Annotated in this window: 15 protein-coding genes; 6 read left to right on the plus strand and 9 right to left on the minus strand. The window is 70.2% G+C overall.

The window, feature by feature from the left end; translation table 11 throughout:
• From R4I43_RS33040 to R4I43_RS33050, 3 genes are all read left to right on the plus strand, one after another.
• A partial coding sequence (locus tag R4I43_RS33040) for a cobalamin-dependent protein (protein WP_324269659.1) occupies nt 1–453 on the plus strand: 453 nt, incomplete at its 5' end.
• Nucleotides 453–1,439, plus strand: coding sequence for a methylmalonyl Co-A mutase-associated GTPase MeaB (gene meaB / locus R4I43_RS33045; protein WP_324269660.1), 987 nt, complete (start codon nt 453–455; stop codon nt 1,437–1,439). The genes R4I43_RS33040 and meaB, both read left to right, overlap by 1 nt.
• Nucleotides 1,440–1,704: 265 nt before the next feature.
• Nucleotides 1,705–2,061, plus strand: a complete 357-nt coding sequence (locus tag R4I43_RS33050) for a GntR family transcriptional regulator (RefSeq protein ID WP_324269661.1) — start codon at nt 1,705–1,707, stop codon at nt 2,059–2,061.
• Here the strand turns inward: R4I43_RS33050 and R4I43_RS33055 are convergent.
• Nucleotides 2,058–2,675 (minus strand): DUF305 domain-containing protein, encoded by a 618-nt coding sequence (locus R4I43_RS33055; protein ID WP_324269662.1) that lies wholly within the window; start codon nt 2,673–2,675, stop codon nt 2,058–2,060. The genes R4I43_RS33050 and R4I43_RS33055 overlap by 4 nt on opposite strands.
• A gap of 163 nt (nt 2,676–2,838) precedes the next feature.
• Between R4I43_RS33055 and R4I43_RS33060 the strand changes: the two genes are divergently transcribed.
• Nucleotides 2,839–4,278: an LVIVD repeat-containing protein gene (locus R4I43_RS33060; protein WP_324269701.1), complete on the plus strand. Its 1,440-nt coding sequence runs from the start codon at nt 2,839–2,841 to the stop codon at nt 4,276–4,278.
• 47 nt (nt 4,279–4,325) lie between these two features.
• Here the strand turns inward: R4I43_RS33060 and R4I43_RS33065 are convergent, their stop codons facing one another.
• The 5 genes from R4I43_RS33065 to R4I43_RS33085 all read right to left on the minus strand — a co-directional run bounded on the left by R4I43_RS33065 (nt 4,326) and on the right by R4I43_RS33085 (nt 10,669).
• Nucleotides 4,326–6,434, minus strand: a complete 2,109-nt coding sequence (locus R4I43_RS33065; RefSeq protein WP_324269663.1) for a putative bifunctional diguanylate cyclase/phosphodiesterase — start codon at nt 6,432–6,434, stop codon at nt 4,326–4,328.
• A 140-nt stretch (nt 6,435–6,574) separates the two neighbouring features.
• A complete protein-coding gene (locus R4I43_RS33070; RefSeq protein WP_324269664.1) occupies nt 6,575–7,477 on the minus strand; it encodes an oxidoreductase in 903 nt (300 codons plus the stop codon).
• A 277-nt stretch (nt 7,478–7,754) separates the two neighbouring features.
• Nucleotides 7,755–8,450 (minus strand): M50 family metallopeptidase, encoded by a 696-nt coding sequence (locus R4I43_RS33075; protein ID WP_324269665.1) that lies wholly within the window; start codon nt 8,448–8,450, stop codon nt 7,755–7,757.
• A gap of 103 nt (nt 8,451–8,553) precedes the next feature.
• A complete protein-coding gene (locus R4I43_RS33080; RefSeq protein WP_324269666.1) occupies nt 8,554–9,867 on the minus strand; it encodes a M20 family metallopeptidase in 1,314 nt (437 codons plus the stop codon).
• Nucleotides 9,868–9,919: 52 nt separating this feature from the next.
• Nucleotides 9,920–10,669 (minus strand): EI24 domain-containing protein, encoded by a 750-nt coding sequence (locus R4I43_RS33085; protein ID WP_324269667.1) that lies wholly within the window; start codon nt 10,667–10,669, stop codon nt 9,920–9,922.
• A gap of 162 nt (nt 10,670–10,831) precedes the next feature.
• Between R4I43_RS33085 and R4I43_RS33090 the strand changes: the two genes are divergently transcribed.
• Nucleotides 10,832–11,839 (plus strand): iron-siderophore ABC transporter substrate-binding protein, encoded by a 1,008-nt coding sequence (locus R4I43_RS33090; protein ID WP_324269668.1) that lies wholly within the window; start codon nt 10,832–10,834, stop codon nt 11,837–11,839.
• Nucleotides 11,840–11,903: 64 nt separating this feature from the next.
• On the opposite strand, the gene R4I43_RS33095 is transcribed toward R4I43_RS33090, so the two are convergent.
• Nucleotides 11,904–12,149: a hypothetical protein gene (locus tag R4I43_RS33095; protein WP_324269669.1), complete on the minus strand. Its 246-nt coding sequence runs from the start codon at nt 12,147–12,149 to the stop codon at nt 11,904–11,906.
• Between the two features lie 144 nt (nt 12,150–12,293).
• On the opposite strand from R4I43_RS33095, the gene R4I43_RS33100 reads away from it, so the two are divergent.
• Nucleotides 12,294–12,908 (plus strand): hypothetical protein, encoded by a 615-nt coding sequence (locus R4I43_RS33100; RefSeq protein ID WP_324269670.1) that lies wholly within the window; start codon nt 12,294–12,296, stop codon nt 12,906–12,908.
• Here the strand turns inward: R4I43_RS33100 and R4I43_RS33105 are convergent.
• Nucleotides 12,905–14,005, minus strand: a complete 1,101-nt coding sequence (locus R4I43_RS33105; RefSeq protein ID WP_324269671.1) for a peptidoglycan recognition protein family protein — start codon at nt 14,003–14,005, stop codon at nt 12,905–12,907. The two genes, R4I43_RS33100 and R4I43_RS33105, sit on opposite strands and share 4 nt — an antisense overlap.
• Before the next feature lie 148 nt (nt 14,006–14,153).
• Complete coding sequence (locus R4I43_RS33110) at nt 14,154–14,783, minus strand: DUF4232 domain-containing protein (RefSeq protein WP_324269672.1); 630 nt, start codon at nt 14,781–14,783, stop codon at nt 14,154–14,156.
• Nucleotides 14,784–14,878 lie beyond the last annotated feature (95 nt).

Below are 14,878 nucleotides of genomic sequence, written 5' to 3' on the forward strand. Positions count from 1 at the left end.
CAGCTCGAATCGGCCCGCCAGCAGGTCGAGGCCTTCGCCGAGGCCGAAGGCCGCCGACCCCGCATCCTGGTCGCCAAGATGGGCCAGGACGGCCACGACCGCGGCCAGAAGGTCATCGCCACCGCCTTCGCCGACCTCGGCTTCGACGTCGACGTGGGCCCGCTGTTCCAGACCCCCACCGAAGTCGCCCGCCAAGCCGCCGAAGCCGACGTGCACATCGTCGGCGTCTCCAGCCTCGCCGCCGGACACCTCACCCTCGTGCCCGCGCTGCGCGAGGAACTGGCCGCCATCGGCCGCGAGGACATCATGATCGTCGTCGGCGGCGTCATCCCGCCCGCCGACTTCGACGCACTCCGCCAAGCCGGGGCCTCGGCGATCTTCCCCCCCGGCACCGTCATCGCCGACGCCGCCTCCGGACTCCTCGACGAACTCCGAACCCGCCTCGAGCACTGATGCCACGCAAGATCGACATCCACGACTACGCCGAGGGCGTCCTCGACGGCTCGCGCACCAAGCTCGCGCAGGCCATCACCCTCGTGGAGTCCACCCGCGCCGACCACCGCGCGCTCACGCAGGAACTGCTCACCGAGCTGCTCCCGCACACCGGCGGCGCGCACCGGATCGGCATCACCGGTGTGCCCGGCGTGGGCAAGTCGACCTTCATCGAAGCGCTGGGCTCGATGCTCACCGAGGAGGGGCATCGGGTAGCGGTGCTGGCCGTCGACCCGTCGTCGACGCGCAGCGGCGGCAGCATCCTCGGCGACAAGACCCGGATGGGGCGGCTCGCGTCGGACCCCTCGGCGTTCGTGCGGCCCTCGCCGTCAGCAGGCACGCTCGGCGGCGTCGCGCGCGCGACCCGCGAGACGATCCTGCTGATGGAAGCCGCCGGCTTCGACGTGGTCCTGGTGGAGACCGTCGGCGTCGGCCAGTCCGAGGTGACCGTGGCCGCCATGGTCGACTGCTTCCTGCTGCTGTCGCTGGCCCGCACCGGCGACCAGCTCCAAGGCATCAAGAAGGGCGTCCTGGAGCTCGCCGACATCATCGCCGTCAACAAGGCCGACGGCGACCACGAGGTGGAGGCCAAGAAGGCCGCCCGCGAGCTCCGCAGCGCCCTGCGCATGCTCACCCCGGTCAGCAGCTCCTGGACTCCCCCGGTCCTGACCTGCAGCGGCCTGCGCTCGCTCGGGCTGGACACCCTCTGGGAGCAGATCCGCCAACACCGCGAAACCCTCTCGGAAACCGGTGAGCTGGCCACCAAGCGCAGCCGCCAGCAGATCGAGTGGACCTGGTCGATGGTCCGCGACCAGCTCCTGGCGGACCTCACCCACGACCCCGAGGTCCAGTCGATCCTCTCCACCATCGAATCCCAGGTCGCCGAGGGCAAGCTCCCCCCAGGCCAAGCAGCCCAAACCCTCCTCAAAACCTTCCGCCGAACCTGACCCGACCACCCCCACAACCCTGATCACCGCCGCAATCGGCCACCCGATTACCGCAGTACTCAGAAAACGAACCCGGATTACGCCGGTATTCCGGCACCCGATTACCGGCGTAATCCGGGTCGAACACGGAATACCGCAGTAATCCGGGTACTGATTACCGGCGTAATCGGGGTGGTCGTGGTGGGGACCCCGGCGAGAGTGGCGGGCGGGGGAGGCAGATACTGGGTGGGTCATAGTGTTGTGCGCGAATCGGGACGGTGAGCGTATGCGGATCAGCGTCGATCCGGACTCCGAAGTACCGCCCTTCGAGCAGGTGCGGTCCAGCATCGCCGAGCGGATCACCTCGGGTGATCTGGCGGTCGGCGCGAAACTGCCCACCGTGCGGGCGCTGGCCGCCGAGCTCGGGATCGCGGCGAACACCGCCGCGAAGGCCTACCGCGAGCTCGAGCAGGCCGGTCTGATCGAAACCCGAGGCCGGGCAGGTACTTTCGTCAGCGACGCGGGCGACCAGGCCGCCGCGCGAGCCGCCGAAGCCGCGGCGACCTACGCGCAGATCACCCAAGCGCTGGGCATCCCCAAGTCCGAAGCCCTCGCGATCGTGCAAGCAGCGCTGAAGGCCTAGCCGACCTCGGCCTGCAGGCCTCGCATCGTGGCGATCTCGTCCTGCTGGGTGACCAGCACGTCCTGTGCCATCTCGTGGACCTGCTCGTCGCGGCCGGTGGACAGCAGCTGCGTCGCCATCGTCAACGCGCCCTCGTGGTGGGCGATCATCAAGCGCAGGAACAGCCGGTCGTAGTCGGGGCCGCGCGAGGCCCCGAGCTGGGCGAGCTGGTCGGGCGTGGCCATGCCCGGCATCGTCGCGTGGTCGTGCCCGGCGTGTCCGGCGTGCCCGGCACCGCGGGTGTCGAGCCAGCCCTGCATCATCCCGATCTCCGGTCCCTGCGCGCCCTCGATTCGCTCGGAAAGGGCGCGCAGCTTCGGGTTCTGCGCCCGCTCGGCGGTCAGCGCGGTCATCTCCAGCGCCTGCTGGTGGTGGGCGATCATGTTGCGCAGGTAGTCGACCTCGACCTGGCTCGCGCCACCCCGGTCCGGAGCGGCGCTGGCTACCACCTTCGGCTGGTCACCGGGCGCACCGGGCTGCACGACCGGGGGACCCGCAGGCGCCGGCGGTTCGCCCGCGCACCCCGCCACAACGCCTGTGACCAGCAGGATTCCCAGCACCGACATCCGCGCCATTTCCGCCCCTTCTGGGAAAACCGTGAAAAATCCGCCGAAAAGACCTATTCCAGGCTTAATCTGGCAACACGATACTGGGCAAGTGCGGTTGCCCGAAACCGCTGTCGGCGGCTGCCAGGGTGGCGGCGGCGACCACGTCGAAACAGGGGGTTGATCGGTTTTGATCCCGAAACCAACCGGCCGGAGGCGCGCGCTGGGCGCGGCGATCGGAGCGCTCGTGCTGGGCTTGTCCCTCGCGCCCGCGACGGCCGCGACGCCACCGAGCGACGGACCCGAGCAGTACTCCGCTCAGCAGGTCGCGCCGCCGAACTCCGAGATCGACAAGAGCGAGAACGTCGACCACGTCGCGAACCTGCCCAAGCAAGCCCCCTTCAACACACTGGAGGCCTACGGCACGGACATCGCGTTCAAGCAGAACATCGCCTACGTCGGCAACTACGACGGCTTCGTCGTCTACGACATCGCCAACCCGAAGAAGCCTCGGATCGTCACGCAGGTGCAGTGCCCGGGTGGGCAGGGCGACATGTCGGTCTCCGGCAACCTGCTGTTCGTCTCGACCGACTACCCGCGCAGCAACAACACCTGCACCAGCGAGGCGACCGACGCCGCCGACCCCAACGGGTGGGAGGGCATGAAGGTCTTCGACATCAGCGACCCGGCCAAGCCGCGCTACGTCTCGGCGATCGCGACCGACTGCGGTTCGCACACCCACACCCTCGTGCCGGACAAGACCGGTGAGAGCGTCTACCTCTACGTCTCGTCCTACGGCCCGAAGGCGGAGTTCCCGAACTGCCAGCCGCCGCACGACAAGATCTCCATCATCAAGGTGCCGCTGGCCGACCCGGCCGCTCCGGAGCTGGTCAACGCCCCGGTGCTGTTCCCGGACGGCGGCAACCCCGGTCAGCCGGACGGCGTCCGCGAGACCACGGGTTGCCACGACATCACGGTGTTCCCGTCCAAGGACCTCGCGGCGGGCGCGTGCATGGGTGACGGCGTGCTGTTCGACATCTCCGACCGGGAGAACCCGCGCGTGATCAACCAGGTGCGCGACGACACGAACTTCGCGTTCTGGCACAGCGCCACGTTCAACAACGAGGGCACCAAGGTCATCTTCACCGACGAGCTCGGTGGTGGCGGCGCGGCGACCTGCAACGAGGCCACCGGCCCGACGCGCGGCGCCAACGGCATCTACGACATCACCGGCTCGGGCGCGGACTCGAAGCTGGCGTTCAAGAGCTACTACAAGATCCCGCGGCACCAGGCCGACACCGAGAACTGCGTGGCGCACAACGGTTCGCTGATCCCGGTGGCCGGCGGCGACTTCATGGTCCAGGCCTGGTACCAGGGCGGGATCTCGGTGTTCGACTTCACCGACTCCGCCAACCCGAAGGAGATCGCCTACTTCGACCGCTCGACGTTCAACCCGAACGAGCTGCAGGTGGCGGGCTCGTGGTCGGCGTACTACTACAACGGCCACATCTACTCCAGCGGCATCCAGGAAGGCCTGGACGTCCTCGACCTGCGCGACAAGCGGACCGACTCCGCCAAGCACGTCCGCTACGAGGAGTTCAACCCGCAAACCCAGCCCGTCTACCAGAACTGACGCTCCACCTGCGGAAGCCCCCACCGGCGGTGGGGGCTTCCGGCGTTTCAGGAGCGGGTGAGGAGGTCCGGGACGTCGAAGGACAGCAGCGGGTTCCCCAGGTGCGGGCCCGCGGCGACGACGCAGCCGATGTCCTGCCAGAGCGCGAGCTGGTCCTCGGTCTCGACGTGGTCGACGCACAACCGGACGCCGTTCATCAGCGGGATCAGCGCGCGGAGCGCCTGGATCTCGGGCACGTCCGGGGATTCGGCCTGGTGCACCAGGCGGACGATCTCCTGCGAGAGCCGCACCGAGTCCACCGGCATCTCGCGGAGCAGCCGGAGCTCGCCCGGTGATCCGGTGAAGTCGTGCAGCGAGGCCTGGATCCCGCGAGAGCTCAAGTGCCGCAGGTTGTCCCGCGCCTCCTCGTTATCCCTGATCGCGGCGATCGGCATGCACAGCCGCAGCCAACGCGGGTCGAGCTCGGAGCCGTCGAGGACCTTGTGCACCACGGCCGCCAGGTCCGGGTCGCGACCCTGGTTCGGGCTCAGCGACACCGACAGCCGCACGCGGTGACCTCCGGCGTGCCACTCCGCCAGCTGCTGCCAGGCGGTCTGCAGCATCCAGTCGCGCATCGACAGCGTCACCCCGGAGCGCTCCGCGAGCCGCAGGCAGTCGGCGTGCTCGATGACGCCGAAATCGCTGGTGTCCCAGCGGAACTCGGCTTCCAGGGTGCAGAGATCGCCGCCGGGCAACCGGATCTGCGGGCGGTAGACGACGTCGAACTCGCCCATCTCCAGGCCGCCCGGCATGATCGCCGCGAGCTGGCTCTCCTCGCGCTCCTCGGGCGCCAGGTCCGGGTCGAACAGCGCCCACTGCCGCTTGCCCGCGGCCTCCGCGCGCCGCAGCGCGACGTCGGCGGCCCACAGCATGTTCGCCGCGTCGGCTTCCCCGACGTCCCGCTGCACCACGCCGATGCTGGCCGAGGCCGCGATGCCGCGCCCGCCGACGTAGACGGGTTCGGCGAGCATCTCGTTGATCAGCTGGGTCATCCTCGGCACCCCGGGCGTGCCGTTCTGCTCCCAGACCAGCAGCGCGAACTCGGTGCCGCCGAAGCGCGCGACCAGCGCTTCCTCGTCCTCGACGAGGTGCTCCAGGCGTCGCGCGACGGTCCGGATCAGCTGGTCGCCGACGGGGTAGCCGAGCCCGTCGTTGATCAGCTCGAACCCGTCCAGCGCGAGCTGGTACAGCGCCAGGTGGGCGTCGCGGGGCAGGTTGACCAGCGCCGCTTCCAGCCGGGTGTGGAAGAACCCGCGGTTGGGCAACCCGGTCAGCGCGTCGTGCAGCGCCTGGTGCTGGAAGCGGTCCTGCAGCAGGTGCAGCTCGGTGATGTCCTCGACCATCGTCACCACGCCGCTGGGCGCCCCGTCGGCGCCGCACAGCACGGACACGCCCAGGTAGCACCAGGCGGCCTCGCCGTCGGCGCGCACCAGGCGCTTGCGGTCGCTGATCCGCTTGGCGCTGCCACCTTCGATCAGCTCGCGGTAGGACGCGCTGAGGTACTCGGCGTCCTCGGGGTGGAAGAGCCGGTCGATGGTCATCGGCGCCAGGTCGTCGGCGTGATACCCGAGCAGTTGCCCGAAAGCAGGGTTGACCTGCACGAACCGACCGTCGAGGTCGGTGATGGCCACGCCGATCGGGGTGGAGGTGAACACCTCGCTGAAGCGCGCTTCGCTGGCCTTGAGCTCGCGGTCGGTCTTGAGCTTGGACTTCAGCAGCGCCTTGTTCAGCGTCTCCTGCTGGGTGAAGGTGTTCTCGCGGTCGGCGGCGGCGTACCCGGCGGCGATCTCGGTGAGCACCGCCAGCAGCGCGTCGACCTTGGTGTGGTCCGAGAGCAGCGCGTCCTGAAGAACTCTCAGGCTCACCGAGAGGCTTTCCTCGCCGGTGGCGTGGATTTCGACGAGCCGATCGCCGACGATCCGACCGGTCACGCCCGCCTTGGAGCTGTCCTCGAGCGCGACCAGGACGTGGTCCAGCAGCTCCGCCAGCACCTCCTCGACTTCCGCGCGGGAGAGGGGGAGGAACGAGGTGGTCCTGAGCTCGGACGCCCAACGACGTGCGGCATCGGACCGCCACACGGATCCCGGCGGCAGGCCGTCCGGATCACCCTCGCTCATCTCACCCGTCCGTCAGCGTCAACCTGGCGAAGCGAATCGACTTGCGCACCCGTCCGGCGGCGCGCACCCGCACAGGATACCGGGCGCGCGCCACCGGGACGTCATGGCCGTCACATCGGGATCGATCAACCTGCGCGTGATCAGTGCGCTTCCTCTAGGGTTTCGCCGTCGGCGACCAGGGCGTCCAGCTCGGCGGTGTCGTCCTCGTCGAGGACGAGCGTCCCGGCGGCGGTGTTCTCCTCCAGGTGCGCCACCGACGAGGTGCCCGGGATCAGCAGGACGTTGCACGCGTGGTGCAGCAGCCACGCCAGCGACACCTGGGCCTGGGTGGCGCCGTGCTTGTCGGCGACGGACCGGAGGGCCTCGTCGCGGCGCGCCCGGCTGTCGGCGAAGCCGGAGCCCAGCGGGAAGAACGGCACGAACGCCACCTCGGCCTCGGTGGTGGCGTGCAGCAGCGCGGCCGAGGTGCGGTTGACCACGTTGTAGAGGTTCTGCACCGAGGCGATCGCGGTGATCGACCGGGCCTCCTCGAAGTGATCCAGCTCCACATTGGACAGACCGAGGTTGCGGACCAGGCCCTGCTCCTTGAGCTCGTGCAGCGCACCGACCTGGTCGGCGAAGGCGATGCCGTCCTGCGGTCCCATGTCGCGCAGGTAGACCAGGTCGAGGGCGTCGACCCGGAGCCGGCGCAGGTTGTCGTGCACCTGGGCGCGCAGCGCCGCCGGGTGGTTCAGCGGCAGCCAGTTGGCCTCGTCGTCGCGGTAGGCGCCGATCTTGGTCGCCAGCACCAGGTGCGACTCGTAGGGGTGCAGCGCCTCGGCGATCAGCTCGTTGACCACCCACGGCCCGTAGAAGTCGCTGGTGTCGATGTGGTCGATGCCCAGCTCCACGGCGCGCCGCAGGACGGCGATCGCCTCGTCCCGGTCAGCGGGCGGGCCGAAGACCCCCGGTCCGGCCAGCTGCATCGCGCCGAACCCGATGCGGTTGACCGTCAGACCCGCGTCCAGCGGAAACTTGCCACCCAGTGCATTCGCAGTCGTCACGCCGCGATGCTGCTAGAAATCCGACCGCGCGGCAAGAAATGGTGCCGACGCCCACCTAGACGCTGTTCGAAGGATGCGGCGGAGCCGCATCCTCTTTCACCACCCTCGCAGCTGGCACCGCGGTGCCGTGCCCTGCGGGGGATTTCTGAGCGGCTTCGTGGCGAGTACGCCGCGACGCCGTGAATTGGCCATGCATCATGAGTGGCGCACGGAGTCCACGGAGCCGCTCAGGTTCCGCCACCCGCACCGCCGAGCAGAAGGACCACCTCAACAGCTCCTAGACCTGCGGCATCAGCAGCAGCCAGAAGCCTCCGAGGAGCAGTGACGCGAGCCCGAAGAGGAACCACAGGAACATCCACGCTCCCCCGGCTACGCCGGTGAGCCGGGCCAGCTGGTCGGCGTCGGAGTCGCCGGCGCGCCCGCGGCGGCGCTTGCGCCCCAGCTCGCTGAGCGGCCGCAGACCGCCGATGAGCAGGAACCAGCACAGCAGCGCCGCGCACAGCGCCTGCCACGACGGGCTGGCCAGCCACGACACCGCGCCGAGCGCACCACCGGTGACCAGCACCGACAGCACGCCGTAGGCGTTGCGCACGGCCAGCAGCATCAGCACCAGCAGCGCGATGCAGCCCCACAGCATCCACCGCTCGCGGTCCGAGGTCACCAGCCACGCTCCGCCCAGTCCCAGCAGCGACACCGCCGGATAGCCCGCGAGCAGCGTGAACACCATGCCGGGCCCGTGCGAGCGGCCGGTGGAGACCGTCAGCCCCGAGGTGTCGGAGTGCAGCCGGATCCCGTTGAGCTTGCGGCCGCTGAGCAGCGCCACCACCGCGTGCCCGCCCTCGTGGGCGATCGTCACGACGTTGCGCAGCGGCAACCAGGTGCTGCGGTTGAGCACCAGCACGAGCGCGATCACTCCGGCGATGAGCGCGGCGACGTTCCCGGAGTCGAGCAACCGCGCGGTCGCGTTCCGCACCAATTCGTCCACAACGGATCCGACCTACTAGACGACGAGGAACCGGCGCCACCCTACTTGCTGCCCCCTCAGCGATGGGAGCGCAGGAACCCGGCTCCGCGCCTCAGCTGAAGTAGTTCGGCACGTCCAGGACCCCACCGACGGCCTCGAACTCGTCACGGACCGCGTCGCGCAGGTCACCGTCGGCGAGGTAGTCCACTGTGGTCAGAGCGAGCCCGATGGCCCCGTCGATCACCGCCGAGTCGCCGGCTGCGGAACCGGCTGCGGCGGCGAAACCCTCGGTGTGCAGCGACAGGTTCGCATCGCCCAGCCCGATCATCGGGTGGATCGACGGGATCCGGAAGCTGATGTTGCCGAGGTCGGTGGACCCGGTCAGGTAGTCGGGGACGACGCCGCGCGGCAACGAGGTCCGCCCGCGCCTGCTCTGGTGCCCGGCCCAGCGAGCGGCGAGCGCGTCGTTGTGCCGGATCGGCAGGTAGGCGGGGTTGTGGTCCCAGTTGAGCTCGACGCCGCAACCGGTCATCTCGGCCGCGCCGTGCGCGATCGACTCCACCCGCCGCGCCAGGTCCTGCAGCGAGCCGGGCTCGGCGGAGCGCACGTAGAACAGCGCGGCGGCCCGGTCCGGAACCACGTTGGGGCGCTTGCCGCCGTCGGTGATCACGCCGTGGACGCGGTCGGTGGAGGGCATGTGCTGGCGCATCGCCGCGATGCCCTGGTAGGTCGCCACGACGGCGTCGAGCGCGTTGCGGCCCATGAACGGCTGGGCCGAGGCGTGCGCGGCCACGCCGTGGAAGACGATCTCGACCTGCCTGCGCCCGAGGAACGGGTGGGTGGCGATGTCGTGGGAGAACGGGTGCAGCATCACCACCGCGTCGACGTCGTCGAAAACCCCCGCCCTGGCCAGGTGTTCCTTGCCGCCACCCCCTTCTTCGGCCGGAGTGCCGACGAGGCTGACCCGGCCGCCGGTGCGCTCCACGGCCGTGGCCGCGGCGAGGAAACCACCGACACCGGCCGAGCAGATGATGTTGTGCCCGCAGCCGTGCCCGATCCCGGGCAGCGCGTCGTACTCGGCCAGCACCGCCACGTGCGGCCCACCGCTGCCGGCGCTCGCGCGCAGCGCGGTGTCGAGCCCGCCGACGCCGACCTCGACGTCGTGGCCGAAGCGCCGCAGCAGCTCGGCGGTCTGCGCGACCGAGCGGTGCTCGGCGTAGGCCTCCTCCGGGTGCGCGTGCAGGTCGTGGCTCAGTTCCAGCAGGTCGTCGCGGTTCTTGGTGACCCACTGCTCGGTCTCGGCGAGCAGCGCCTCCGCGGCGCCGGTGTGCCCGGAGCGCAGGGGTTCGGCCGAGGCCACGGCCTTCTCGGTTGCTGCGGCGACCGCGCGCAGGTAGGACTCGTCGGGCTGAACGGGCTGTGTCACACCCCGACTCTAAGCCGCCGGATGAGCGCCCACATCACCTCGAAGTTACCGCTCAGGATCGGTGGGCCGACGGCATCACGCGGTGGGCCAGCAGCGTCCCGCCGACCACCGCGGCCGGGATGATCAGCAGCTGCAGCACCGGGACCAGGCACAACAGGTAGGCGGGCAGGCCGAAGCCGAGGGTCATGGCCTTGTGCTCGCGGAGCCTGCGGTGGCGTTCGCCGAAGGCCAGGCCGCGCCGCTGGAACACCAACCCCACCATCTCCAGGCTGATCACCCACGCGCCGAACAGCGCCCCGAGCACGACGCCGGCGATCTGCCCGGCCACCGGGACGAACCCGATGATCAGCAGCACGACCGCACCGATCAGCGCCACGACGACGAGCTTGAGCGAGTCCCGCACGCCCCGGCCGAGCTGGCGGGCGAACCCGGCGCCGTCGCCGGAGGTGTCCAAGCCCAGCTGCTGCTCGGCCTGCTCGGCGATGTGCTCGTAGAACGGGCCGCCGATGAGCAGCGTCAGCGCGATGAACGAGACCGACCCCAGCACCGCGGCCGCTCCCACCAGCGCGATGCCGAGCAGGATCCGCAGGGCCTTGCGGGCGAACTCGGTCCAGCCGTCGGCGAACGGCGTCATCCAGACCGTCAGGTCACCGCTGAAGTAGATCAGCGTTCCCAAGCTCCCCAGCAGCAACAACGCGCTGATCAGGGCGGGGATCGCGCCGAGCAGCAGCAGCTTCGGATTGCGCAGGATGATGCCCAGACCGGAGCCCAGGGCGCGGATTCCGGTGGCGAACGAACTCATTGAGGGGACTCCCGTGATCGATGATCTCGGTCCACCGTAGCGCGAGGTCGGTGAGCAGATTCACCGATCGACGACGGGGAGATCGGGACGTGAGTTAGGTTAGCCTCGCTTGTGCGACAACTTCGGGCGGTGCGCCCGAACCGGATGATGAAGGACTCGGTGATGACTCCTCCCCCCAGCGTGATCGGCCGTCGTGGTTTCCTGGCCGGCGCGACCGGCCTCGTTGCGGCGGGCCTGGCCGCGTGCAGCAGCGGCGGCGGTGCGACCCCGAGTGAGAACGCCCCGTCCGGTCCCGGGTTCCCGGCGCGCATCCCCAACCGCTACGGCGCGGCCGACATCCAGGCGGCACCGCAGCGCGTGGTGAGCCTGGGCATCACCGACCACGACGTGCTGCTGCCGCTGGGCGTGATCCCGGCCGGCCTGACCAAGTGGGGCCCGTGGGACAGCGGCGTCGGGCCGTGGGTGGAGCCGATGCTGGGCGGGCAGCGGCCGAAGGTCTTCGGCAGCGAGGTCGACGTCGAAGGCGTCATCGCGCTGGCACCCGAGGTCACCGTCGCGTTGCAGAGCGCGCTGACGCCGGAGCAGTACAACCGGCTGAGCAGCTTCGCCCCGGTCGTGGCGCAGCCGCCGAACTCCATCGACTACGGCATCAACTGGCGGGTGCAGGCCGAGACCATCGGCCAGGCGCTGGGCAAGCAGGCCGAGGTCGCCCGGCTCATCGAGCAGACGCAGTCCCGCGTCGACGAAACCCGCAAGGCCAACCCGGTTTTCGAGGGCAAGACGCACGTCGTGGTCCGCACCGACGCCGCGGGCACCTACGCCGCCTACACCAAGCAGGACGCCCGCACGGCGCTGCTGGAGCAGCTCGGCCTGCGCCTGTCGCCGGCGATCGAGGGCATGGACAGCGGCGGCAAGTTCAACGTCAAGGTCAGCAAGGAGCAAGTCTCGCTGCTCGACGCAGACGTCGTCATCGTCACCACGGCCAAGGCCACCGACGTCGAGGCCGTCCGCAACGACCCGCTGCTGAACAACCTCCCGGCGGCCAAGCGCGGTTCGCTCGTCCTGCTCGACGACTACAACCTCACGATGGCCCTGGGCTCAGCGACGCTGTCCAGCATCCCCTACGCCCTCGACCACCTCACGCCCAAGCTCCTCGACGCCCTGTCCTGACACGACGCGCGCGGTGTCCCCCAGCAGCGCCTGGGGGACACCGCGCGCGAAAAAGCCGCCGCTCCTAGGCCTTGAGGGAGTCGACGAGCTCCTTCCACGGTTCCCACGGCGCGTCCGGCTCCGGCTGGGCGGCCGTGACCATGTCGCCGTCGCGACCCACCGCGAAGAAGGTGCAGGCGCCGTCCGGGCGGCTGATGGCGACCGGGTCGCCCTCGAGCTCGCCGCCGAGATCGGTCCAGGCCGTCCAGCCGCCGTGCGCGGCCTGCTGCTCGGCGGTGTGCACGGCACCGGCGGTGTCGCGGACGAACACCTCCAGCCGCCCGCTGGGGTTGAGGCCGATCGCCGGGGTTCCGGTGAAATCACCGCCCAGGCCCGACCAGGGCCGCCGTCGCCGGGCCGCTCCGCGCAGTACAGCTGCTCGTCGTCGCCGACCGCGAACAGCACCGTCACGCCGTTGGCGAGGGTGACGGCCACCGGGTCGCCCGCCATGCTGCCGCCGAGGCTCTTCCACTCCGACCAGCCCGCGCCCGCGGTGCCCTGCGTGGACATCACGACCTCGCGCTGGGCGTTGCGGGCGAACACCGACACGGCACCGTTCGGCCCCAGCGCCACGGCCGGGCGGCTGATCAGGTCACCGCCGTGGTCGTCCCAGTCGGTCCAGTGCCCGCCCCGACCGGCCTGGGCCGCGCTGTGCAGCTTGCCGTCCTTGCCGACCGCGAACAGCGCGAGCGCACCGTCCGGGCGCAGGACCGCCACCGGGTCTTCGGCGATCTGCCCGCGCAGACCGATCCACGGACCCCACTTGGCGCCCTGCTGCGGGCAGGAGGACGTGATCACCTCGCCGTTGCGGTCGCGGACGAAAGCCGCCATCCCGCCGGAAGGTTCGCGCGCCACGACCGGCCGCCCGGCCGGCTCACCACCGATGCCCAGCCAACCGACCCAGTCCCCGCCGGGCGCGACCTGCCACGCCGTGACGACCTCACCGGAGACCGACGTCGCGAACGCCAACAACGCACCGTCGCGACCAGGCAGGATCCCCGTCCCGAACATTGTCGGCACCACCGGCTAGGCGCAGGCGGCGGTGTCGGAGCGGGCGGCTGCTGCGGCGGCTGCCCCTGGTTCGGGGCCTGGCCCTGATTCGGGGGCTGGCCCTGATTCGGGGCTGGCCCTGATTCGGGGCTGGCCCTGATTCGGCGGCTGTCCGGGATGCGGCGGCGGGTTCGGTCCGGGCGGCGCGGCGTGCACGGCACGAGCTGTCTCGTCGATCAGCCGACGCGCCTCGGCTTCTCGCTGGTCATAGCGCTCCGGATGCGCGGAATCCTGCACGTCCTGCGCGAGCTGCCCGGCGCTGCGCCGGCTGTTCTCGCGCTCCTTCTTCAGCGCCGACTCGAAGAACTTCGTCGCCGCGTACCGCACGTCCATCAGCTGCTGCGGCGTTCCCCACCACTCCGGACGCTGCTGGAAAACACCGAGCGAGGTGCTGTGGCCCCAGTTGAGGTTCGACATCTGCGATTCGACCAAGCCGGTCTCGAACGCCGCCAGCATCACGTAGCCGGAGACCTTCATGTGCTTCCCGACCAGGTAGATGATCCGCATCACCGCCGGGTCAGGCGGCCCGGGATTGCCACCCCGAGCAGGCGGGCTGTCCGGAATGGGCGGGAGCGGCGGCTGGCCCTGCGGCGGCTGCGGCTGCGGAGCAGGTCCTGGCGGGTTCGGTTGCGGTGCGGGCTGGTTCATCGCCGCCGCCACGTGCGCCCGGAACTGGTTCAGGTCGACGTTGCCCGGGTCGATCTTGCCGGTCGTGGTCGTTTCCTTGTGGCCCCTGGTGTGCTCAGCGGGCACCCGGAGGTGGCGGAGCACGGCCGCGGTCGCGCGCACCGCCGCGTCGTACTGCTCGCGGGACGGGTGCTGCTCCACACCCTGGTAGTCCCACTCGAAGCCGATGTAGATGTCGTTGCCGCTCCCGGCAGCGGGCATCGGCCCGGAGGCCTTGGCCTCACCGGCGTGGTTTGCCCTGCCCGCCGCGACCAGGTGGATCGAACCGTCCAAGCCGATCAGCGCCTGGCACAGGGGACCGTCCAGATCAGGCCGCCCGTTGATGCACATGTTCAGCGTCGGCGCCGGATTCTGCGGCGTGGTGCGCGTCGCCGTGTGGTGTTGCAGCACGCCGATGGCTCCGGCGGACGGCCCGCCGCGGCACGGTCCCGCCACCCCTCGGTCTCGTGCACGTTGAGCCCGGCCGCGCGCAGCACGTCGAGCAACCAGACAAGTGGCTGTGGCATTCTTCCTCCCCTTGATTACTCAGGCCAGCTGGTCAGCCGCCCCAGACGTTGCGGAACGCGGTCGCGTCCACCAGGCCGCCGCGGCACACCGCGCCCCTCCCCCAGACCGACTTGATCGCCTTGTCGTCGCCGGGTGGCGTGAACTGGAGCGTTTCCGGCTCCACGCACGGGGACTGGTAGATGTCCCAGGTCAGGTCCAGTCCAGCGCTCTGGCTCTGCTGGATGGTGATCGTCGGCGGGTTCGCCTGCAGGCGGTTCAGCTTCGTGTCGACGGGCTTGCCGTCGTAGTCCACGAACTGCAGGCCGCCGTAGCCGCGGATCTGGCACGGCCTCCCGCCGTTGTTGGTGACCTTGAGCGCCATGTGCGAGCCGTCGGCCTGCGGGTAGTTCGGATCCAGCTGCAGCTGCAGCTCCTCGGCCGCGCAGGCGAGCCCGTCCTCGGCTTCGGGTTCCTTCGACTTCGACGGCGCCTCCGAAGAATCCGAAGTGGACTCCGAGCTCTCCGCCGCACCGCTCGTCGAGCTCTCCTGCGGCGCGGGTTGGGTCACCGTCACCGTCGCCGGTGGTTGCTGTGCCTGCGGCCCCAGCTGCCCGCAGGACACCGTCACCGCCGTGGCCGCGACCAGCAGCGCGGCCAGGCGCTTCCCCCTGGTTTTCAGCACTTTCGCTCTTGTCCTCCCAGTTGCGCATCGGCCTCGAAGGCCGGAATCCGGGCCGGGAGTCTTCCAAGCAGATCTTGCCCGTCTGGGGCATTTCG

It is taken from the genome of Saccharopolyspora mangrovi (genome assembly GCF_035320975.1).
Taxonomy (GTDB): domain Bacteria; phylum Actinomycetota; class Actinomycetes; order Mycobacteriales; family Pseudonocardiaceae; genus Saccharopolyspora; species Saccharopolyspora mangrovi.

Bases quoted from the DNA above. Each gene is read 5' to 3' on its own strand.
- meaB (WP_324269660.1), top strand. From the start codon at position 453: ATGCCACGCAAGATCGACATCCACGACTACGCCGAGGGCGTCCTCGAC.
- R4I43_RS33050 (WP_324269661.1), top strand. From the start codon at position 1,705: ATGCGGATCAGCGTCGATCCGGACTCCGAAGTACCGCCCTTCGAGCAG.
- R4I43_RS33055 (WP_324269662.1), bottom strand. From the start codon at position 2,675: ATGGCGCGGATGTCGGTGCTGGGAATCCTGCTGGTCACAGGCGTTGTG.
- R4I43_RS33065 (WP_324269663.1), bottom strand. From the start codon at position 6,434: ATGAGCGAGGGTGATCCGGACGGCCTGCCGCCGGGATCCGTGTGGCGG.
- R4I43_RS33085 (WP_324269667.1), bottom strand. From the start codon at position 10,669: ATGAGTTCGTTCGCCACCGGAATCCGCGCCCTGGGCTCCGGTCTGGGC.
- R4I43_RS33090 (WP_324269668.1), top strand. From the start codon at position 10,832: ATGACTCCTCCCCCCAGCGTGATCGGCCGTCGTGGTTTCCTGGCCGGC.